The sequence below is a fragment of the Haloarchaeobius amylolyticus genome, from assembly GCF_042678045.1.
Taxonomy (GTDB): Archaea; Halobacteriota; Halobacteria; order Halobacteriales; family Natrialbaceae; genus Natrinema; species Natrinema amylolyticus_A.
This window is the reverse complement of sequence record NZ_JBHUDI010000010.1, coordinates 1-20,067: the sequence shown is the minus strand read 5'-3', so window position 1 is coordinate 20,067 and position 20,067 is coordinate 1. Positions and strand designations below refer to the sequence as shown.

Here is a 20,067-nt window from a genome sequence, read left to right as displayed (position 1 = left end):
GTGGATCACTTCAGTGGGACGAACTTCGACGATCGGGTCGCGCCGATACCGGCCTGACCGTGCTCGACGGAGGTCCGGGTGAGCCGGAACTCGCCGAGGTAGTGGCCGATCATTTCTGGTTCGACGCGTACGCGCTCGAACGACTGGCCGTTGTAGACCTCGAAGGTCAGGCCAACGAACTCCGGCAGGATCGGCATATCCCGCAGGTGCGTTCGGATCGGCGCGTTCGCTGTCTCTTCTTCGTCCGCGTTGCGGGCCTCCTCGAGCAGCTTCTGCTTCTCGACGGAGAGGCCACGCTGAATACTTCGCCGCTGTCGTGCGGGCAGCAGTTCCACGACCTCGTCGAGCTCCATGTCCTGCAGCTCCTCGACCGTGTAGCCGCGGTAGGTGAACTCACCTTCACGGCCGGTTCGGTACTCCTGACTCATTTGTTGCCACCTCGACCGGTGCGTCGGGACGAGATGTCACCGACCTTCCGTCCCGGCGGGGCGTCCCGCGAGACGGACTTGGGTTTGCCGGGGTGCTGGCGGCCACCGCCACCGAACGGGTGGTCGACGGCGTTCATCGCAACACCACGGACGCGAGGCCACTTGGTGCCCCGGGCCTTCATCTTGTGGTACTTGTTCCCTGCCTTGACCATCGGCTTCTCCGTACGGCCACCGCCGGCGACGACGCCGATCGTGGCACGACACTGCGGATCGAGGCGTTTGACCTCGCCGCTCGGAAGCTGGATGACCGCGGCGTTGCGGTCGTGGGTAATCAGGTCTGCGTTGGTCCCCGAGGCGCGGGCGAATCGACCGCCGTCGCCTGGGTTGGCTTCAACGTTACAGACCGGCACCCCTTCTGGAATCTCCGCGAGCGGGAGCGTGTTGCCGGGCTTGATCTCCGCGGAAACGCCGACCTGCAGCTCCTCGCCGACGGTGATACCCTCGGGCGCGAGGATCAGTCGCTGATCGCCGTCTTCGAACTCGACGGCGGCGATCGGTGCGGATCGGGCCGGGTCGTGTTCGATGTCCACGACCGTCCCGCGCACGATGTCGTCGTCTTCCTCTTTCTTGTGGTCGAGCTTCGCCTTGTATCGGTGCGACGGGGCACGGAACGTGGAGGTCCCGCGACCGCGTCGTTGTCCTTGAATGCGTCGTCCCATGCTCAGAACACCCCGATTCGCGAAGCGACTTCCTGTGCGTCGTCGTCCTCGGAGAGGCGGACGACCGCTTTCTTTTTGCCGTTCATCGTTACCTGCGTGTTGATGTTCTCAACCGAGATCTCGAAGCGCTCCTCGACCTCGTCCCGGATTTCGGGCTTGGTCGCGTCCGGGTTGACGATGAACTGGAGCTTGTTCTCGAAGTCCATGTCGTCCATCGCCTTCTCGGTCACGAGCGGGTGTTCGATGATCGAGCTCATCGGTCAGCCACCTCCTCGAGTGCGCTCTCGGTCCAGACGGTTAGCCGTCCGGGCTGTGCGCCGGGCGCGAGATCCTCCGCGTTGACCTCGGCGGCGGTCGTCACGTCGGCACCCGCAAGGTTGCGGGCGGCACGCGACGGACCGGTCTCGCTCGAGGTGACGAAGAGGATCGACGTCGGCGTCTTGTACTTGCGGCCACGGGCTTTCCCCTGACCGGAGCGGACGCTGCGACCCTCGTCGGCGCGTTCGATGTCGTCCGCGAGGCCGGCAGCCTCGAGGAATTCGACGACCTCTTTCGTCTTCTGAAGGTCCTCGAACTCGTCGGAGACGACGACCGGAATCTCGGCGTCGTCGTCGAACTCGTGGCCACGCTCGGCGACGAGTTCAGCGTCGGTCGTCGCAGCGATGGCGCTGCGGACGGCCAGTTTCTTCTCTTTCGTGTTGATCGATTCAGTCCAGTCCTTCTCGGTTTTCGGCGGGTGGGCCTTGCGTCCCTTGATGGTCTGGGGAACGCGTCGACCGCGACCCTCCTGTCGTGGGACGTGGGCCATACCTCGGCCGCTGCCGAACGATTCGGCCGGCGTTCGAAGGCCGGCGAACTCGTCGGCGCCGTAGTCCTGTTTTCGGTTGGCCTGTGCGGCACGCACGGCGCGGCCGATCAAGTCCGGGCGGTACGTGGTCTCGAAGACCGCCGGGAGCTCGACCGTGCCCGCCTCGGAGCCGTCCAGGTCTCGTACTGTTGCGTCCATGTGTTATCCCTGGTTGGATGCGGTGGAGACGTAGCGCACCTCGGGATCGAGGCGCGGCTGGTCTCCGGGTCGGATCGCCGGGCGGAAGCGCACGAGGCGCTTCTGTGGCCCGGGCAGCGAGCCCTTGATCAGCGCATGTGGTCCGTCGACTTCGCCGTAGTTGACGAAGCCGCCGTCGACCGTCGCGTCGGCACCGTTGCCGATGTCGACGAGGCGCTTGTTCAGTTCCGTCCGCTGGTGGTAGCCGGTCTGGCCCTGCTGGGGGACCGTCGAGCGGACGCGGGACGGGTTCCAGGGGCCGAGGTTGCCGATGCGGCGACGCCAGCCCTGCCGAGCGTGTTTGCCCTTGCGTTTCTGGACGCCCCATCGCTTGACGGGACCCTGGGTCCCTTTCCCTTTCGTGACGCCGCTTGCGTCGACATACTCGCCGGCGCGGAACACGTCGTTCATGACGTGTTCACCGCCGTCCTCGAGCAGCTCGAGGGCGAAGTCGACGCGTTCGTCGACGGAGCCGCCGCCGACGCGCGTTTCCATCACGTCCGGTTTCTTCTTGGGTACCGAGGGAACCTCCGACGGTACCGTGTGGGTGATGACGCGGACGTCGTCGACGCGACCCTCCTCGTGGAGGCCACGGAGCTCGTCCGTGGCAGCGTCGGCGTCGTAGTCGTCACCGGGAAGGTCCAGCACGCGATCGAGTTCGGGAGCGAACTCGTCGGTCCAGACCTCAGTTAGCGGCTTCATACCGTACGGCGTGTCTTCGTACGCTCGCAGGGACACGGCGCGCATTGGCGGCGTCTCCACGATCGTCACAGGGACGGTCTGTTCCATCCCTTCGGTCGGCGAATTCGCTTTATCGTCGACCATGACGACGTGAGTCATGCCGGCCTTGTAGCCCGCGAAACCCTGAAGCGTCGGCTGTCCGTCGTCGTCCGGCCACGAGTTGAAACGTGGGACCTCGCTGGTCGCACGCTTTCGTGGGCCGAACCCGAGTGAGCCTTTGCGTGGTCTATTTGCTTGTGGCATTCTATCACTCTCTGAGTGAGAGGGGAGCGAGGGTAGCGAACAGAGCTTCCTCCGTTCGCACCACCTCGCTTCCCTGGTTCGGAACCGTGTTTAGCCAGAGGTCGAACCCCGGATCGGCAGTGGGTTCGACTCCGTCATCCCCGTCCGTGGCTGTCTCCTGGACAGCCCCGACGGCGGATGCCTCGATTCCGAGGATATCCGGCAACCCTCGCTCGGGCGCCCCAAAGGCGACGGTCATCCCGTCGCCCTCGACGCGTCCGGCCAGCGTCTCGAGCCGTCCCACGGTGAGTTCTTCACCGAATCGGGAGGCTGCGATACAGACGCCGGCGTCCTCACGGCCGAGTGCTGCCGAAAGGTCCGTCTGCTCGACTGAGAGCCCCGGAAGGGGCTCGTCGACGAGCTTCGCCCGGACCGGTCGTCGCGAAGAGATCCTGACGGTCACGCGCTCTCCCTCCTCGACCTCCATATCAGGAGGCGTATTGAGGGAGATCGGGTGTTGCAGTCCGCAATTGACCCGGACGCGCCCTTCAGGTCCGACCTCGGTCACGATCCCTTGTCTTGACGACCCCGAACCGTTCGATTCGGAGCCGGTCTGTGACACCGCGCGGAGCGGCGGCAAGACACCAGCGTACTCCAGTTCGTCCCGCATCCCCCAGACCTCGTTGCGGAGGTAGGGTGGCGTTGCGGCGTACCGTAAGACGGTTGTGACGAACCCGCCGTCGAATCGCCCCGTTTCGCCCTCCCGGTCGGGATAGACGATGAGGCGATCGGCCCGGAAGATCGTCGCCGCGCGGGCGACGTATCCAACTTTGCGAGTTGCCTCGCGTTTGTCTTCGGCTTCCCGGGTGAGTGACGACGGGACGAGTACGCTGATGGTCATGCCGAAACGCTTCGGCGCCGCGTCACTAGACTGTAGCGATGTATTGCGGAGAGGGTCTTAAAAGAATAGCGGATTCGATCCCGGCTGACAACCGCTCACACCCCCGAATTCGTGCCGAACGGGCACACACTCACGTTCGGCAACTGGTCGCAGACACCACTCGTAAATGCGGACGATATTGCTTGCACTGGGGGAGGCTGTGGCTGCTGGTGGGGTCGAAAATCGGCATGCTTCGGCATGCCGAAGGCGGGCCGATTCGCAACCCTTATACATCTATCCGGCAGTAGGTATGAGTGCAGCAGGGCGCTGGTAGTGTAGTGGTATCACGTGACCTTGCCATGGTCACAACCTGGGTTCAAATCCCAGCCAGCGCACTTTTCGCTGAAACAACGACGACGAGCGCAGCGAGTCGTCCGTTCAGCGAAAATCGTCCTGGATTTGAAAGGCTAGACGCGCAGTGAAACGAGCACGTCTGAACGTGGTTCAAATCCCGGCCAGCACGTATTGCTGCAGTCTCTCCTGCGAGTTATCGTGATTACTTCGTTCGACAGTACGTTCGTCCACTATGTGATAGTGATCTCGAGCCACCACCAACCGACTCTCACGAGACCACGAGATTGAGTTGTTAGCGAACGTCCGCTTTCGATGTTCGTCAGTTATAAATAGGGATGGCACAATTGTCTACTTGCACTCGAGACGAACTGGCTGACCGATGCCAGTCGAGGGCGCTGGTAGTGTAGTGGTATCACGTGACCTTGCCATGGTCACAACCTGGGTTCAAATCCCAGCCAGCGCACTTTTCACTGAAACAACGGCGACGAGCGCAGCGAGTCGTCCGTTCAGCGAAAACCGTTCTGGATTTGAATAAGGCCAGGCGCGCGCAGTGAAACGAGCACGTCTGGACGTGGTTCAAATCCCAGCCACCGTATCGCTCTGTATCTTCCCCACTCGAGACTGCACGAGCACGTTGCAAACACGCGGGACGAGTACTCGATCGTGACTGGTTCGGAACCGCGTTCTGACTAGTCGTGTTCCGCAGCGAGGTCCTCGAGCGCCAGCTTGAGATTCCACGTGTTCGCCTTCCAGAAGGCGTCGAAGACGACGCCGAGAACGGGGATGGAGCCGATGACGGTGTCGACGCCGACGTTTGCAAGCATGCGAAGCAGCGTCGAGTTGGAGACGCCCATGCGCGCGGCTTCGACGATGAGATACAGCGAGACGGCCGCGGCTGCGGTGTCGCCAGCTCCCGGGAGGATCCCGACGATCGGGTCGAGCCCGACTCTAAAATCCGTGCCTGGGACTCGAATTCCCTCGTCGAGTGTGTGCGCGACGAGGCGCATACGCTCGATCGCGCCGTCGTCGACCGTAGCAGGGAGGTCGTCCTCGAGTGCCTCGAGGTCTGTCTTGAAGGCGGCGACTGAGTCGGATGCCATACCGTCGGTTGGCTCTCCCCGTCGATAAAGTCGGGGGTGGCCGTGGCAAGCGAGCGAGAGTCGTCCGTCGACTCCACGTCGGCTCTCGGGTGGGCCCGGAACGGAGACCGCCACAGTTCAAAGAACGTATTCGTATCTGAGTGTATTTCACATTTGAGTGCCGTTACTGGCTGCGAGTGACTTTTATACTATGAGAGGGTACTAAACGGTGAACGATTGAACGATCAGATCTAGCAATGCAGACGGACTTCTCACCTGCAGACGGCACGACGGACCTCCAGTACGACCAGCCCAACGACCGCTACGTCTTCCACCACGACACCGAGGGGACGGCGACGATCACCACGACGATCGTCCACGCGCTGGCGTCGATCGCGGACACCGACGTCTCGCAGGGGGAGTTCTCCCTGTACGATAGCGTCGATCCGGACGCGCTCGAGCGCATCTTCGCCACGAAAGCCGACGGCACCGACCGGACGGGCGGCCACGTCGCGTTCACCGCGCTCGAACACGAGGTGTACGTCTACGCGAACGGCGACGTGATCATCTACCCACCCGCTGAGACGCCCCGGACGCCGACCAGGAACTGATCGTTTTTTCCGCGCCACAGTGTGGCCACCGAGTCCGTTCGGATCGACGGCACCGGAGGGACGGCTTTAGGTCGCCGCCGCCCGTCAGCAGTTCGTATGACGGTAGTCGCGCTCCTGAGTGTTGCACCGGTGATCGAAGACAGTATGGCCGGCGAGGTCGCGAAGGCGGTCGATGCACTCGAGGACTACGATGTCACCTACGAGACGAACCCGATGGGGACGGTGATCGAAGCCGAGACGACGGACGAACTCTTCGCGGCCGCACAGGCGGCCCACGACGCAGTCGACGCCGACCGCGTGAGTACCGTTCTGAAGATCGACGACAAGCGGACGCGGGATATCGACGCCTCCGAGAAGGTCGACGTCGTCGAAGATCAGCTCGGTCGGCCGGCCCGAAGTCGCGAGACGTGACCCACCGTTGACCGAGTGACTCACGTCGGTGGGTGCTTGGAGTGGCAGGCTCAACACACGATCCCGCGGAGCGACTGGGTCGGGTATGGACCGAACGACGCTTACGGTCAGAGAGTTGTCCGATATCGATGGCGAACGAACCGTGACGACTGCCCTCGAGTCCTTCGAGAGAGTCGCTGCTGCCCGCGCGGATCACGAACGCGACGAGATACGGGTCGAACACGACGCGTCGACGGTCGACGCGGCGTCGCTGGCGAAGATGATCGAGGATGCAGGATACAGCGTCGACGAGTAGCAAGCCGAGATAGAGCGCCGCTCGTCAGCCGCCGAGCGGATACGAACTGACAAACGGTTTTACCACGGAGGCTGAATCCCGTCACATGGAAAGTCTCAATCGAATGGCGATCGAGCTGGTCGACGAGGCCCTCGACTACGCCGAGGAGCTGAACATCGGCGGCTACGACCTCGCGAACGACGCGACGGTACTCGACTTCGGGCTCGAATTCGACGGCGGGATCGAGGCCGGACTGCTGTTGACCGAAATCCAGACGGCCGGGATGGCGACGCCGAGCTACGAACTGGGAAAACTCGGCGACGCATCGATTCCCTACGTCGAGTTGTCGACCGACCAGCCCGCGCTCTCGCTGTTGTGTTCCCAGAAGGCCGGCTGGGAGCTGACCACCGAGGACTTCGAGGGGCTGGGTAGTGGCCCCGCACGAGCACTCGTGGCCGAAGAAGAGGAGTTCCGCCGCGTCGGCTACACCGACGCCTTCGATCTGACGGCGCTGGCCGTCGAGACCGAGGAGGAGCCGACCGAAGCCGCAGCCGAACAGGTCGCCGACCTCGCCGAAGTCGAGACGAGTAGCGTCTTCTTGCTCGCGTATCGAACCGCCAGCCTCGTCGGCAGCATCACGAACGCCGCTCGGACCGCCGAACTCGCCACCTTCCGACTCGCCGAGTTGGGGTACGATCCCCTCGACATCGTCTCGGCGACCGGCCGCGCCCCGGTCGCACCTGTCGCGGGCGACGAGCGGACGGCCATCGCGCGGACGAACGACGCGATCGCCTACGGCGGACGCGCCCACCTCACCGTCCGGGAGGACGCCGATTTCTTCGACTCGGTACCGTCGACCGCCGCCGAGGATCACGGCCGCCCGTTTGGCGAGGTCTTCGACGACCTCGACTGGGAGTTTGAGGAAGTGCCCTCGGATCTCTTCGCGCCCGCGACCGTGACGATCGACGTGATCGGCGGCCCGACGTACGTCTACGGCGAGACGGACGAGGAGCTCCTCGTCGACTCCTTCGATCTCTGAGGGGCTCGAGGCCAGATAACAGAGCCGATTATTTGGTACGATCATAGGCTCTGTACCGCGCCCACGCGGGCGAGACAAGAAACAGGGTGAATCGAGAAGGGAGGATCGAGACGAAAACGGAGCGTCGCTAGTTGTCGGAGAGCCGGCCCGGCGTCCACTCGCCGTCGAACTCCTCGTGAGTGAACGGCTTCGCGTCCTCGCCGGCGTAGGTAGCGACGAGCTGGCCGTCGCCCTCGAGGTGGTACTTGTAGGTCGTCAGTCCCTCGAGGCCAACGGGGCCGCGGGCGTGGATCTTGCCCGTGCTGATGCCAACCTCGGCCCCGAGCCCGTAGCGGTAGCCGTCGGCGAAGCGCGTCGAGGCGTTGTGGAAGACGCTCGCCGAATCGAGGCTGCGCATGAAAGTGCTCGCGCGGTCTGCGTCCTCAGTCACGATCGACTCGGTGTGTTTGGAGCTGTGGACCGTGATATGGTCGATCGCGGCTTCGAGCGAATCGACGACTTTGATCGAGACGATGAGGTCGCCGTACTCGGTGTCCCAGTCGTCATCGGTCGCGGCCTCGACGTCGACGATCTCGCGGGTGACCTCGTCGCCGCGCATCTCGACGCCGGCGGTCTCGTAGCGGTCGGCGATCGCGGGCAGGAACTCGTCGGCGACGTCCGTGTGGACCAGCAGCGTCTCGACGGCGTTACAGACTGCTGGGTACTGGACCTTGGCGTCGTAGGCGATGTCTTCAGCCATCGAAAGGTCGGCTTCGTCGTCAACGTAGACGTGACAGATCCCTTCCGTGTGGCCGAGCACGGGGATGCTCGTGTTGTCCTGGATGTAGCTGACGAACGCAGAGCTCCCACGGGGCATGAGCAGATCGATCGCGTCGTCCATCTCGAGCAAGGCGTCGACGTCCTCGCGGGCCTCGATGTGCTGGGCCCAGCCGTCGGGGATGCCGGCGTCGGCCGCGGCCTCCTCGATGATCTCGAAGAGGATGCGATTCGAATGCAGTGCCTCGCTGCCGCCTTTCAGGATCACCGCGTTGCCCGATTTCAGGCCGAGCGCGGCGATCTGGACGAGCGCGTCGGGTCGGGACTCGAAGACCGTACCGACGACACCGATCGGGACGGCGACCTTGTACAGTTCGAGGTCCTCGTCGAGTTCCCGGGCTGACAGCGTCTTGCCCAGCGGGTCGTCCTGGCCAGCGACGCTGCGGACCATCTCGGCGATGTCTTCGATCTTCGATTCGGAGAGCTTGAGCCGATCGACCAGTGCCTGCGTGTACTCGCCTTCTTCGAGCAGCCGCTCGCCCTCGGTGACGTCTGTCTCGTTTTCCGCGAGGATCTCGTCAGTTCGGGCCTCGAGCGCGTCGGCGATCGCGTGGAGTGCCGCGCTGCGGTCCTCGTCGGAGAGTTTCGCGAGCTCTAGGGCCGCGGTCTGTGCCTCCTCCACGTCACGTTCGATATCTGTTTCAGTCATCGCTCACACCGTTGATGGGGACGAATATGGTCCCCACGGGTTTGGCAGTAGCGATCTTCTCGAGCACGTCAGGCTCGGTCGACTTCGCGATGACAGCCGGGATACCGTGTTCGCTGACGTCGCGTGCGCCCTCGACTTTCGTCTGAATGCCGCCGAACCCGTCGGAGGTGGTCTCGGAGATGATCTCCTGGACCTGGTCGTAGTTGGCCCCGACGGCCTCGATCCGCTCGGCGTCGTCGTCGTGTTTCGGGTTGCCGGTGTAGACGCCGCCGACGTCGGTCAGCGTGACGAGCAGATCGGCGTCAACGCCCATCGTCGTCGCCGCCGAGAGCATGTCGTTGTCGCCGATGCGGATCTCCTCGGTCGCGACCGCGTCGTTCTCGTTGATGATCGGAACGACACCCCAGTCCAACAGCGTCTCGATCGTGTTCCGAAGGTTCGTAAAGCGCTCCGGGTTCTCGAGGTCGTGCTGAGTCAGAAGGAGCTGGGCGACCTTCCGGTCGTAGCGGTCGAAGCTCTCGGTGTAGCGGTGCATGAGGAGGCTCTGGCCGACAGTCGACAGCGCCTGGGACTCCTCGACGGTCCCGCTTGACTGTTCGATCCGGCCCGTTCCGGCCCCGATCGAGCCCGACGAAACGAGGATGACCTCCTTGTCCCGCGAGAGGAGGTCCTCGAGGTCGTCGACGAGTTTGTCGAGTTTTTCGTCGTCGAGGTTTGAGTCGTCGTCGGTCAGGGAGTTCGTCCCGGCCTTGACGATCACGCGATCGGCGTCGGCCGCGAGCTGTCGTGCCTCGTCGACGGTCGCTTCCTCGAGTCCCTTACTCATCGGTGACCTCCCCGGCGAGTTCCGCAGAGCGTTCTTCGGCTGCGGTGACTGCTGCAGCGACCTCTTCCTGGACGTCGCTCTCCCAGAGAACCTCCATCCCCTCGATGGTCGTCCCGTTGGGCGAACAGACGGCGTCGATCAGGTCGTCGAGGTCCTCGTCCGACCGGAGGACCGTCTCGGCAGCGCCCTTGAACGTCTGGGCGGCCAGCGTCTCGGCGTCGTCGGCGTCGAGGCCGCCCTCGATGCCAGCCGCTTTCATCGCCTGGATGAGATAGAAGACGAAGGCGGGGCCGCTGCCGTTGACGGCGGTCGCAATGTCCATCTGGGTTTCGTCGACCTCAGCGTATTCACCGACGTCGTCGAGCAGTTCCAGCACCTCGTCGGGGACGTCGTCGCCGGTAACTGCCGCAGCCATGTCCCCGGTCTCGGCAGCGAGGTTCGGCATGATCCGGACGACGTTCGCGTCGGTTCGAGCCTCGACGTAGTCGGTGGAGACACCTGCAGCGATAGAGACCAGTGTCTGCTCCGGCGAGAGATCGAGATCGCTCAGGACCGCGCCGACGATATCCGGCTTCACCGCGACGATAACGACGTCGGCATCGGTCGCGTCGGCCACGTCGGACGTCGTGGTGTCGACGTAGTCGGCGACCGCCTCGAGTGCGTCGGGATCGAGGTCACACGCAGTCACCGTGTGATTTCCCGACCGATGGAGCCCCTTGATCAGGGCGCTCCCCATGTTGCCACAACCGATAACGCTCGTCTGTACCATCTTGTCTAGGGTGACGAACCGAGACGGACATACCAACTTTGGTTTCGATCGGGCGGCGGTGCGAGTCACGCCGTGGCTGAATGCCAGCACCAGGACACAAGCACGCAGTCTCAGACGAGTCCGAGAATCACGGTCGCGATCCCGTCGACGATCGTCTCCCAGACCGAGAACCCGGTCAGGATTTGCAATATCGTGTCGAACCCGAAGAAGAGAAACAGCGCCGCGCCGGCGAAGTGAGCCAGCCTGGCATCAAAGCGATGCGAGAACCGGTGGAAGAAGTAGGCGTTGATCGCACTCACGGGAATGATCGCCAGCATTTCACCGACCCAGATGGCGGGGTGAGCGCCGTACTGGACGGCGAGCCCGATCGTGACCAGCTGGGTCTTGTCGCCGAACTCCCCGACGGCCATCAACGCGAAGATCGGGACGAACCCGCGGAGATACGGCGGAATATCGTACCCGAAGACCGAGACGTCGATCGCCTCGGCCGTCGCCGCACCGCCGTTGGTCGCGGTCGGCCGGTGGCTCGTCTCGGGCATCGACCAGAGGAGCAGCCCCGCAAAGAGCAGGAACAGCCCCGCCGTGATCGCGTCGAGGTAGACGGTCGGCAGGACGCCCCTGATCGCCCCACCGAAGAGGATCTCGAGGGCCGTCCACCCGGCGAAGGCACTCCCTGCAGCGGCGACGACGATTCGCGGGTCGTACTGTGTCGAGAGGCCTGCAATGATGAACTGGACCTTCTCGCCGGGAAGCACCGACAGCTGGAGGACGAACGCGACGACGAGGATCTCGAGCCAGCCGGTCATGCCTCGAGCACAGCGAGAGCGCGCAGTCGTTCACACTGTCGGACGGACCGAGCGATCGCTGTTCGATCACCCACGTGATCGAACAGCCGAAATGATGGATGATACACAATATCGCTGCTGCCGCCAGTCATGTTATGCTTTAGCCTCGTCTAATGTATACGATTTACGGAGCAAAATCCAGAGCGATCGACGCGATCGCACAGGGTCGGCGACCACACTCGATACTGTCGGTCACTCCATCGGGGTGACGTCAGTGACCGTGCCGACGCCCTTGCTGCGACCCTCACGGAAGACGAACTTCTGGCCTTCCTCGACGAGATACGGGCGGAACTTGAACTCGACAGTGGTCACTCCCGTATCGCCCGGCAGCAGGCGGCCGTTCTCCGGGGAGAAGACGGCGGCTTCGCCGATCGTCTCGAGATGAACGACGGGTTCGTAACCTTCGCCGATGCGGGTCGGATGGTTGAGCACCATGACCTCGGCTTCGAACTCCCGGACGGGGTCGGGATCGGCATCCCGGGGCAACAGGACCATGCCGCGCTCGATAGCGGTTTCTTTGATCCCCTTCAACGCGATGCCGACGATCCGGCCCGCCTGTGCCTGGTCGACCCGGTGGTAGTGCATCTCGATCGAGCGAACCTCGACCTCCTGAAAGCGGCCGTCCGACATGGGACCGATCAGGAGTTCGTCGCCAGCCTCGACCTCGCCGGCCATCACGGTGCCGGAAGCGACCGCACCGACACCGGTCACCGAGTAGCTCCGGTCGACGTACATCCGGAACTCGCCAGTGTCCTGAGCGGTCTTGGGGAGTCGGTCGAATAGCTCATCGAGCGTCTCGAGGCCGTCCATCGTGATCGCGCTGGTCTCGACAATGGGGACGACCCGCTCGCTGATCTCTTCGACGGCGGCGTCGACGCCGTGGCGGCTGACCCGTAGCGGTGACTTGTCGACCTCCCGGAGGAGTCGTTCGACCTCGCGTTCGACTTCCCCGACGCGCTCCTCGTCGACGACGTCGGTCTTCGTGATCGCGACGATCGTCGGGAGATCGGTCGCGAGCAACACCCCGAGGTGCTCCCGTGTGGTGCGGGTGGGGCCGTCGTCGGCGGCGACGACCAGCAGGCCGTAGTCGAGTTTCTGACCGACGAGCCCGCGGATCGTCGTCCGGAGCCACGGTTCGTGACCGACGGTGTCGACGAAGGACACGAGCCGATCTGCTTCCTGGACGACTTCGGCGCGGTCGGCCTTCCGATTCGGATTCCGCACCCGGACCGGTCCCTCGTCGTCGAAGCCATAGACCGCATAGGACAGATCGGCCGAGAGGCCGCGCTCAACCTCGTGAGGCTGGACGTCGAGGAACGCTCGCGTCGCCCCATCACCGTCGTCGGCTTTGCCCGTCACAAGCGACCCGACGAGCGTACTCTTTCCGTGGTCGACGTGGCCCGCCGTCCCGACGACGACGTGTTCGTCGTCCGTCTCGAGGACACCACCTTCCCGCACCTGCGCGACACCGACTAACCCGTCATTAATGCCCCACGTCTGGACGTCCTCGATGTGTGCGTCGGCCTCTTCGGCCAGCAACGAGAGGACGTCCATCGTCTCGGAGAAGGTGTCGGGATCGATGCCAGCGAGGCCGCCGTCGTCAGTGACGCCGACCACGTACGTCGCCTCGCCGTCGCCAGAGAGGAGACGATGTCGGAGTTGCGCTGCCAGGCTTTCCCGTCGCCCACCCTCGAGGTGGACGTTTCGTGACAGTCGTTCCTTGAATTCGACGTTGCCACCGTCCTGTTCGCCACGGTCCAGGGCTCGCTCGAGGAGAGCCCGGTCACGGCTCATATCCCCTGGTAGTGGGCCACATGGCAAAAGCCTTCCCGTGGATTGACACTGTATGACACAGTAGGGATACCGAACCGATGGTCAACGGTTGCCGGAGCGGTCGGGACGGATCACCGCGAGCCAGAAACGATGGCCAGCCGAACGTGCCGGGGGCGCTTTCAAGCCGCTCGAGTGCGTATCACGAGCCATGAGCGTCAGCGGTCTCTGTCAGATCTGTGAGTCCCGCCCCGCCCAGAAGCGGTGTCCCAACTGCGGGACGCTCGCGTGTGAGATCCACTACGACGACGAACTGGGGCTGTGTGCCGACTGCGCCGCGCAGGCCCGACCGGGACAGCACGAAGACGTGGACATCAACCGCTTTTGAGCGGCGACCAAGTCAACAGCAGTCGATCGTGGCCGTCTCGGTGAGGTGGCTCGGGACCGACGCTTAGTGGTCTCGGTACTGATTGAGCCGCTTTTTGAGGCGCTTTGCAGCCTGACCGCTAGCACTGGCGAAGTCCTCACCGTCATCGTCTCGCGGCTCCGCCGCTCGACTGTCCGAGGCGCTTCGCGCCTCGCTATCCTCGCCTGCAAAAATGATCCCGCGCGAGGAGTTGACGAGCCCGACGCCGTTTGCCAGCCCGTACTCGACGGCCGCCTCGGCGTCGCCACCCTGTGCCCCGATGCCGGGGACGAGGAAGGGGAGGTCGGGAACCTGCTCGCGCAGTTCCTCGAGTTCCGCAGGCTGGGTCGCACCCACGACGAGTCCGACGTTGTCGTTCTCGTTCCAGAGGTCCGCAAGCGCCGCGACCCGTTCGTAGACGGGCTCGCCCGTCTCGAGTTCGAGATCCTGAATGTCGGCTCCACCGGGATTCGAGGTCCGACAGAGGACGAAGACGCCGGACTCCTCGTCGGCCAGGAACGGCTGCAGGGAGTCCCGACCCATGTAGGGGTTGACAGTGATCGCGTCGACTTTCTCGAGCATCTGGGCGTACTGCCGGGTCGTGTTCCCGATGTCGGCTCGCTTGGCGTCCAGCAGGACGGGCACGTTCTTGCCGTGGGCGTAGGCGATGGTCTCCTCGAGTGCGCGCCAGCCGTCGGGGTCCTCGTAGAAGGCCGCGTTAGGCTTGTAGACGGCGGCGTGTTCGTGGGTCGCATCGATGATGCGGCGATTGAACGCCCATCGGGGGAGGTCGTGTTCCTGGAGGTGGTCGGGAATGCGCGACGGGTCGGGATCGAGACCGACGGAGACGACGCTGTCGACCGTTCGGATGCGGTCGTGCAAGCGGTCGAAGAAGTTCATGCCGGAACTGACCTCGGGACGGTCGAAAAGGTTGCTATCCACGGGCCGGTCGATGGGGCGCACCGCTGGCCGCCCGAAACGGCGGACGTGGTGTCAGCCCCGGCCGATGTCCAAATATATTAGACAGTACCTACTTCGTTCGTGTCCCAGTCGACTACTGTATGAGAATCCGACGGACCGCGACGACAGTCTCGTATCGTCTTCGCGACCGAATCCAGTCGGCGCTAACGAGCGAACGAGACGAGACGAAGACGACTCGGGGTGACCGCGAACCGGGGAACACCGTCTCGGATTCAGTCGGCAATCTCTTTCACTGCTCGCGGTGTCGCGTCGTCTACATCGCTACCGAAAAGCACAGCTGTTCGCAGTGTGACGGCGACGTCGAACAGGTACGGTCGACGCTGGCCTGCCGCAGTCCGTAACGCGGCCGGCTCGACCGAAACGCGTGTTCTCGCCCGTATCAGGCCTCGAGGAGTTCGATGAGGTTCCCCTCGGGATCCCGGAGGAACATGATCGTCGTCCCGCTCTCGGTCGTCCGCGGGCCGCTGATCGTCGGCACGTCCTCGGGGAGGTCGTCGGCGAACGCTTCAAGATCGTCGACCGAGAGCCCGACGTGTTTCGCACCCGGCTGGTTGAGCCCCGCAGCCGGCGAGCCCCGCGCTTCGGGATCGTATTCGACGAGTTCGATTCGAACGCCGTCGGCCTCGAGATGGGCGAAGTCGGCGCTCGCACCCTCGACCCCGACGGCGTCGGAAAAGGCCTCGCCGCCGACGCTGAACCGATCGGCGAGCGACAGGTCGAGTACGTCCCGGTAAAACGCAAGCGTTTCTTCGAGATCGGTGACGGTGATACCCACGTGGTGTGCGCTGAGTTCGGTCATGCGTCGTGGATCGACGCTGCATTGACGAAAAACGTTCGTCTACGCGCTGGCACGCGCCCGCATCGCTTGACGCGGTTCGGAGTCGCCCGCGACTGCTCGTGAGCAGCGGTGGCTGCCGTGGCCGTCCCCACGTTCCGTTTCGGGGTGCACGCCACGGTTTTGTACCGCGCCGCCGTCGACCACGCCATGGCACGAACTGCTGTCATCGCCGGTGTCGGTCCTGGACTCGGCGCATCGATTGCCAGGAAATTCATCACCGAGGGCTGTCAAGTGGGGTTGTTCGCCCGCTCGACGGATTTCCTCGAATCGCTCGCAGCCGACCTCGGTGACGACGCACTTGCCATCTCGACGGACATCACCGACCCTGAGGCCGTCGAGGCTGGGTTTCGCGAGGTTCGCGACGCGTTCGGCCCCGTCGACGTCCTCGTCAATCACGCGAGTGGCGGCTCCTGGAAGGGCCTCCAGGACATCTCGCCGGACGAGTTCGAACAGGCGTTGCGCGTCTCGGCACAGGGAAGTCTGTTGTGTTCACAGGAGGCCGTCGACGATATGCTCGCCGACGATGGTGGAACGATCATCTTCACCGGCGCGACCTCGGCGATTCGCGGTCGCGGCGGCGCGCTCGGTTTCAGTGCGGCCAAGTTCGCCGCTCGTGGGATGGCCGAATCGATGGCACGCGAACTCGGTCCCGAGGGGATTCACGTCGCCCACGTCGTGATCGACGGCCAGATCGGGTCGTCGCAGGGCCGCGAGACGCAGCCGAATCGCGACGAAGACGAATTCCTCGATCCGGACGCGATCGCCGACTCGTACTGGCACCTCGTCACGCAGGATCGGTCGGCATGGACGCTCGAACTCGACCTGCGGCCGCACGTCGAGGAGTTTTGACCACCACGGACGTCCGTCTCCGGTGGGAAAGACCGCTCGAACCGATCCGAACGAGCCAGTGTCTCTCGCTGGAACCAGCGGTTCGTTTATTCTCCACGGGGTTGACGGACTGGTATGACACGCATCGCGCTGATCGCCCACGACCGGAAGAAACCGGACCTCATCGAGTTCGCACAGACCCACGAGTCACAGCTTCGGGAGTACGACCTGATCGCGACGGGAACGACGGGAAAACGGCTGCGCGAGGAAACCGACCTCGAGGTCGAGCGCATGGAGTCCGGCCCCCACGGCGGCGACCTGATGATCGGTGCCGAAGTCGCGGCGGGAGACCTCGATGGCGTCGTCTTCCTTCGCGATCCGCTGCGAGCCCAGCCCCACGAGCCCGACATCTCGGCACTGTTGCGGATCTGTGACGTGCGAGATACGGCGCTGGCGACGAATCTCGCCTCTGCGGCGTTTCTCATCGAGGGGTTGGCCGAGTAGAATAGCCTCCGGGGAAGACCACGTCCGACCGAGTGAACGGGTCACGCCATTTATTGCCGCACAGTCCACTCGTTGTGTTATGACCATCTACGAGAGCGACCTCCCCGGTGTCGGGAAGAAATTCGAGGTCGAACTCGAGGACGACTCCCGGCTCGTCATCGTGACCCACAACACGGGGAAACGAGAGGTGTACCTGAAACCGAACGCGGACGCCGACGGTGACAAGCTGTTCGAAGTCTCGGATCGGCTCGCCCGAAAGATCGGCACGATTCTGGAGGGGGCATACTTTCAGCCGGTCCAGACGGAGGCGGTCGAGACGATGCTCTCCGACGAGACTTATCTCGAGTGGTATACTGTTACGGAATCGGCCGAAATCGCCGGCCAGAACCTCGCTGAAGCGGATGTCCGCGATCGAACGGGCGTCTCGATCGTCGCCATCCAGCGCGGCGACGAACTGATCTCACCGCCGACGCCGGAGACGGTCCTCGAAGTCGGCGACACGTTAGTCGTCGTCGGCGATCGCGAGGACTGCACACAGTTCGAAGCACTGCTCGGGGACGGGTTCGAGGAGTGATCTGAACGGATGTCTCCGTCGGAGGTGACCACTAGTGGCAACTGAGACGGCACTCGTCGATGTCGGGCTCCTCTTTACTGCGGTCGCGCTCGCCGGCGTCGTCGCGAATCGGATCGGCCAGTCAGTCATTCCGTTATACATCGTCACGGGGGTAGTGCTGGGATCGAACGTCCTCGGTGAGCTCACCGGGCTCGCCGGCAGCGAGATCGCCGTCGGCGGCGTCTCGGTCGTCGTGCCCGCGTTGACGATTGCCGGCGTCGATCTCCTGGCGGCACTCGGCGGGCTCGCACTCGGCGAAACGGACTTCATCGTCGTCGGCGCGGAGCTCGGGATCGTCCTCCTGCTGTTCTTCCTCGGCCTCGAGTTCAATTTGGACCGGCTGCTCGCGAGCAAGGAACGGATCGGTAAGGCGGGGACAGTAGACCTCGCTCTCAACTTCGGGATCGGGCTGTTACTCGGCTATCTCGTCTTCGGAGACATCCTCGCTGCCGTTCTGACCGCCGGCATCGTCTACATCTCCTCGAGTGCGATCATCACGAAGTCGCTGATCGACCTGGGCTGGATTGCGAACAACGAGTCCGAGCCGATGCTCGGCACGCTCGTCTACGAGGACCTGTTCATCGCCGTCTATCTGGCGATCGCCTCCGCACTCGTCCTCGGCGGGGGCGACCTCGGTGCGGCAGCGGGCCAGATCGTGATCGCGATCGCCGTCATCCTTGCGTTGCTCGCGCTCGTTACGTACGGAACCGACTTCTTCCAGCGCTTTCTCGAGGCCGACACCAACGAATTCGTCGTCGTTCGAGCGCTCGGCATCACGATCCTCGTCGCCGGCACCGCACTCGCGTTAGGTGTCAGTGAAGCTGTTGCTGCTTTCTTCGTCGGCATGACATTCTCCGGAACTGACCACGTTCACGACCTCGAACAGTTGCTCGAGCCACTCCGGGACGCCTTTGCGGCGGTCTTTTTCTTCTGGATCGGCCTCGTCACCGATCCACGGCTGTTCACGCTCTCGGTCGTCGGGATCATCGTTGCTGCCGTTCTCGTGACGACGCCGACGAAACTCGTCAGCGGTTATCTCGGCGGTCGAATCTACAACCTCGACGAACGCCGGTCACTCCGCGTCGGGCTCGGTATGGCCACCCGCGGCGAGTTTTCACTGATCATCGCGAGTCTCGCACTCTCGGGTGCCGGCAGCGGACTGCCCGTCAAGACCGCGGAGACGATCTATGCCGTCGCTGTCGGCTACGTCCTCGTCATGAGCATCCTCGGGACGTCACTCATGCAGTACTCGAGCCGGATCGAACCCGTCTTCCTCTCGCTGCTCGAGCGGAGACGCGACCGGGCTGGCCGCACGAGCGACGATTAACGTCGATTCTGCAGAACGGAAAGCTTCAACCGGCTCGAGCCCCCTCTCATGGCTATGCCACAGGCGGTCGTCTTCGATCTCGATTACACGCTCGTTGTTCCGAAGCGCGATCGGGCGACCATCCTCGAAGAGGCCACGACCACCACCGGTGCACCGTCGCTATCGCGTGAGGCGTATCTCGCGGCCCATCGCCGGAACCTCACCACCGAGACGCGCGAACCAATCTTCGCCGACCTACTCGAGGATACTGACAGCGACGCCGACCCGGCCGCCGTCGCGACAGCATACCGCAAGACGATCGCCGACGCCCTCGAGCCACTGCCGGGCGTCGAAGCCATGCTTGCCGACCTGCGCGGCGACTATCAGGTCGGCCTTCTGACGAACGGTCCCGTCCGCGCCCAGCGGGACAAGCTCGAGACGCTGGGCTGGGAGACGGCCTTCGATGCCGCGCTCGTAACGGGCGAACTCGAGGCAGGGAAACCGGACCCTCGCGCGTTCGAAGCGATCACCGACAAACTGAATGTCGCACCCACCGAGGCGGTCTATGTCGGCGACGAGGTCGAAGCCGACATCCAGGGCGCGACCGAGGCCGGACTGGCCGCGGTGCAGGTACTGCTCGAGGACGGCCCTGAACCGGATCCACGTGCTGTTGCGCATGTCGAACAGAGCGAGATTGCAACGGCGATTCCGGACCTCGTCGCGGGGCTCGAGTGAGAGGTAGTCTCCGATCGGGCTTGGCGCAGATCTCCCTTCGATAGTAGAGAGCGTACTGATTTCGGGCGACTGTGCGATCCTGATTGCTCATATTGTCGGATAGAACTATTTGAAGATCGATCGGTTAGACGCGGCCGTCGCCGTCGGAGACGGGGGTTTTCGCGATCGACTTCGCACTGACATCTGTCCGACAGTATTAACCAGATTTAGTCTCTGAACGTGTCGGAGACATCGCTAACCAGTGAGTGTCTGCCAGAAATGCAGAAAACCCCACACAACCAGTGCTCGAGCGGTGGCTGTGGAGGGTTGAAGTATGAGTGGAGGCGGCGAAACGAGTTTCCCAGAGGGTCGCCCACTCCAGTACTCACCGTAACGCAG

Annotated in this window: 25 protein-coding genes and 2 tRNA genes; 13 read left to right on the top strand and 14 right to left on the bottom strand. The window is 63.7% G+C overall.

The window, feature by feature from the left end; all coding sequences use genetic code 11:
* Positions 1 to 5: 5 nt before the first annotated feature.
* From ACFR99_RS15790 to ACFR99_RS15765, 6 genes are read right to left on the bottom strand one after another with little or no spacing between them, the layout of a single operon-like run.
* On the bottom strand, positions 6 to 428 hold the full coding sequence (locus tag ACFR99_RS15790) for a 30S ribosomal protein S19 (protein WP_390289212.1): 423 nt from the start codon (positions 426 to 428) through the stop codon (positions 6 to 8).
* Complete coding sequence (locus ACFR99_RS15785; protein WP_390289209.1) at positions 425 to 1,147, bottom strand: 50S ribosomal protein L2; 723 nt, start codon at positions 1,145 to 1,147, stop codon at positions 425 to 427. Before ACFR99_RS15785 ends, ACFR99_RS15790 begins: the two co-directional genes overlap by 4 nt.
* 2 nt (positions 1,148 to 1,149) lie before the next feature.
* Positions 1,150 to 1,404, bottom strand: a complete 255-nt coding sequence (locus ACFR99_RS15780; RefSeq protein ID WP_390289206.1) for a 50S ribosomal protein L23 — start codon at positions 1,402 to 1,404, stop codon at positions 1,150 to 1,152.
* The gene (gene rpl4p / locus ACFR99_RS15775; protein WP_390289203.1) at positions 1,401 to 2,153 is read right to left on the bottom strand and encodes a 50S ribosomal protein L4; all 753 of its coding nucleotides are present in this window, start codon (positions 2,151 to 2,153) and stop codon (positions 1,401 to 1,403) included. Before rpl4p ends, ACFR99_RS15780 begins: the two co-directional genes overlap by 4 nt.
* Positions 2,154 to 2,156: 3 nt before the next feature.
* Positions 2,157 to 3,176 carry a 50S ribosomal protein L3 gene (locus tag ACFR99_RS15770; RefSeq protein ID WP_390289200.1) on the bottom strand — a complete coding sequence of 340 codons (1,020 nt, stop codon included), beginning with the start codon at positions 3,174 to 3,176 and terminating at the stop codon, positions 2,157 to 2,159.
* A 4-nt stretch (positions 3,177 to 3,180) separates the two neighbouring features.
* Entirely contained in the window at positions 3,181 to 4,056 is an 876-nt protein-coding gene (locus ACFR99_RS15765) for a putative RNA uridine N3 methyltransferase (RefSeq protein WP_390289197.1), read from the bottom strand.
* 303 nt (positions 4,057 to 4,359) lie between these two features.
* Here ACFR99_RS15765 and ACFR99_RS15760 point away from each other — a divergent pair.
* Together ACFR99_RS15760 and ACFR99_RS15755 are read left to right on the top strand one after the other, a co-directional pair.
* Positions 4,360 to 4,430 (top strand) — tRNA-Gly (locus tag ACFR99_RS15760).
* 351 nt (positions 4,431 to 4,781) lie between these two features.
* A tRNA-Gly gene (locus ACFR99_RS15755) sits at positions 4,782 to 4,852 on the top strand.
* 226 nt (positions 4,853 to 5,078) lie between these two features.
* Here the strand turns inward: ACFR99_RS15755 and ACFR99_RS15750 are convergent.
* Positions 5,079 to 5,489, bottom strand: a complete 411-nt coding sequence (locus tag ACFR99_RS15750; RefSeq protein WP_390289194.1) for a DUF4112 domain-containing protein — start codon at positions 5,487 to 5,489, stop codon at positions 5,079 to 5,081.
* Positions 5,490 to 5,725: 236 nt separating this feature from the next.
* Between ACFR99_RS15750 and ACFR99_RS15745 the strand changes: the two genes are divergently transcribed.
* The 4 genes from ACFR99_RS15745 to mch all read left to right on the top strand — a co-directional run bounded on the left by ACFR99_RS15745 (position 5,726) and on the right by mch (position 7,803).
* Positions 5,726 to 6,079 (top strand): HalOD1 output domain-containing protein, encoded by a 354-nt coding sequence (locus tag ACFR99_RS15745; protein ID WP_390289192.1) that lies wholly within the window; start codon positions 5,726 to 5,728, stop codon positions 6,077 to 6,079.
* Positions 6,080 to 6,175: 96 nt separating this feature from the next.
* Complete coding sequence (locus ACFR99_RS15740) at positions 6,176 to 6,490, top strand: MTH1187 family thiamine-binding protein (protein WP_390289189.1); 315 nt, start codon at positions 6,176 to 6,178, stop codon at positions 6,488 to 6,490.
* 85 nt (positions 6,491 to 6,575) lie between these two features.
* Complete coding sequence (locus ACFR99_RS15735) at positions 6,576 to 6,785, top strand: heavy-metal-associated domain-containing protein (protein WP_390289186.1); 210 nt, start codon at positions 6,576 to 6,578, stop codon at positions 6,783 to 6,785.
* A gap of 85 nt (positions 6,786 to 6,870) precedes the next feature.
* Positions 6,871 to 7,803, top strand: a complete 933-nt coding sequence (gene mch / locus ACFR99_RS15730) for a methenyltetrahydromethanopterin cyclohydrolase (RefSeq protein ID WP_390289183.1) — start codon at positions 6,871 to 6,873, stop codon at positions 7,801 to 7,803.
* Between the two features lie 127 nt (positions 7,804 to 7,930).
* Here mch and ACFR99_RS15725 read toward each other — a convergent pair whose 3' ends face one another.
* The 5 genes from ACFR99_RS15725 to ACFR99_RS15705 all read right to left on the bottom strand — a co-directional run bounded on the left by ACFR99_RS15725 (position 7,931) and on the right by ACFR99_RS15705 (position 13,502).
* Positions 7,931 to 9,268 carry a glutamate-5-semialdehyde dehydrogenase gene (locus tag ACFR99_RS15725; protein ID WP_390289181.1) on the bottom strand — a complete coding sequence of 446 codons (1,338 nt, stop codon included), beginning with the start codon at positions 9,266 to 9,268 and terminating at the stop codon, positions 7,931 to 7,933.
* Positions 9,261 to 10,094, bottom strand: coding sequence for a glutamate 5-kinase (proB, locus tag ACFR99_RS15720; RefSeq protein ID WP_390289178.1), 834 nt, complete (start codon positions 10,092 to 10,094; stop codon positions 9,261 to 9,263). The genes ACFR99_RS15725 and proB overlap by 8 nt, the downstream gene beginning before the upstream one ends.
* Entirely contained in the window at positions 10,087 to 10,863 is a 777-nt protein-coding gene (proC, locus tag ACFR99_RS15715; protein ID WP_390289175.1) for a pyrroline-5-carboxylate reductase, read from the bottom strand. Before proC ends, proB begins: the two co-directional genes overlap by 8 nt.
* 110 nt (positions 10,864 to 10,973) lie before the next feature.
* The gene (locus ACFR99_RS15710; protein ID WP_390289171.1) at positions 10,974 to 11,669 is read right to left on the bottom strand and encodes a TMEM165/GDT1 family protein; all 696 of its coding nucleotides are present in this window, start codon (positions 11,667 to 11,669) and stop codon (positions 10,974 to 10,976) included.
* Between the two features lie 231 nt (positions 11,670 to 11,900).
* Positions 11,901 to 13,502, bottom strand: a complete 1,602-nt coding sequence (locus tag ACFR99_RS15705; RefSeq protein ID WP_390289168.1) for a GTPBP1 family GTP-binding protein — start codon at positions 13,500 to 13,502, stop codon at positions 11,901 to 11,903.
* 187 nt (positions 13,503 to 13,689) lie between these two features.
* Between ACFR99_RS15705 and ACFR99_RS15700 the strand changes: the two genes are divergently transcribed.
* On the top strand, positions 13,690 to 13,866 hold the full coding sequence (locus ACFR99_RS15700; RefSeq protein ID WP_390289165.1) for a hypothetical protein: 177 nt from the start codon (positions 13,690 to 13,692) through the stop codon (positions 13,864 to 13,866).
* 63 nt (positions 13,867 to 13,929) lie between these two features.
* On the opposite strand, the gene pyrF is transcribed toward ACFR99_RS15700, so the two are convergent.
* Positions 13,930 to 14,784 (bottom strand): orotidine-5'-phosphate decarboxylase, encoded by an 855-nt coding sequence (gene pyrF / locus ACFR99_RS15695; RefSeq protein WP_390289162.1) that lies wholly within the window; start codon positions 14,782 to 14,784, stop codon positions 13,930 to 13,932.
* A gap of 161 nt (positions 14,785 to 14,945) precedes the next feature.
* Here pyrF and ACFR99_RS15690 point away from each other — a divergent pair, with 161 nt between their 5' ends.
* Complete coding sequence (locus ACFR99_RS15690; protein ID WP_390289159.1) at positions 14,946 to 15,206, top strand: hypothetical protein; 261 nt, start codon at positions 14,946 to 14,948, stop codon at positions 15,204 to 15,206.
* A gap of 38 nt (positions 15,207 to 15,244) precedes the next feature.
* Here ACFR99_RS15690 and ACFR99_RS15685 read toward each other — a convergent pair whose 3' ends face one another.
* Positions 15,245 to 15,664 carry a VOC family protein gene (locus tag ACFR99_RS15685; RefSeq protein ID WP_390289156.1) on the bottom strand — a complete coding sequence of 140 codons (420 nt, stop codon included), beginning with the start codon at positions 15,662 to 15,664 and terminating at the stop codon, positions 15,245 to 15,247.
* Between the two features lie 186 nt (positions 15,665 to 15,850).
* On the opposite strand from ACFR99_RS15685, the gene ACFR99_RS15680 reads away from it, so the two are divergent.
* From ACFR99_RS15680 to ACFR99_RS15660, 5 genes are all read left to right on the top strand, one after another.
* Complete coding sequence (locus ACFR99_RS15680) at positions 15,851 to 16,552, top strand: SDR family NAD(P)-dependent oxidoreductase (protein WP_390289153.1); 702 nt, start codon at positions 15,851 to 15,853, stop codon at positions 16,550 to 16,552.
* A gap of 114 nt (positions 16,553 to 16,666) precedes the next feature.
* The gene (locus tag ACFR99_RS15675; RefSeq protein ID WP_390289150.1) at positions 16,667 to 17,035 is read left to right on the top strand and encodes a methylglyoxal synthase; all 369 of its coding nucleotides are present in this window, start codon (positions 16,667 to 16,669) and stop codon (positions 17,033 to 17,035) included.
* A gap of 79 nt (positions 17,036 to 17,114) precedes the next feature.
* Positions 17,115 to 17,609: a cation:proton antiporter regulatory subunit gene (locus ACFR99_RS15670; protein WP_390289147.1), complete on the top strand. Its 495-nt coding sequence runs from the start codon at positions 17,115 to 17,117 to the stop codon at positions 17,607 to 17,609.
* A 34-nt stretch (positions 17,610 to 17,643) separates the two neighbouring features.
* Complete coding sequence (locus tag ACFR99_RS15665) at positions 17,644 to 18,975, top strand: cation:proton antiporter (protein WP_390289144.1); 1,332 nt, start codon at positions 17,644 to 17,646, stop codon at positions 18,973 to 18,975.
* A 54-nt stretch (positions 18,976 to 19,029) separates the two neighbouring features.
* Complete coding sequence (locus tag ACFR99_RS15660) at positions 19,030 to 19,689, top strand: HAD family hydrolase (protein ID WP_390289141.1); 660 nt, start codon at positions 19,030 to 19,032, stop codon at positions 19,687 to 19,689.
* Positions 19,690 to 20,067 lie beyond the last annotated feature (378 nt).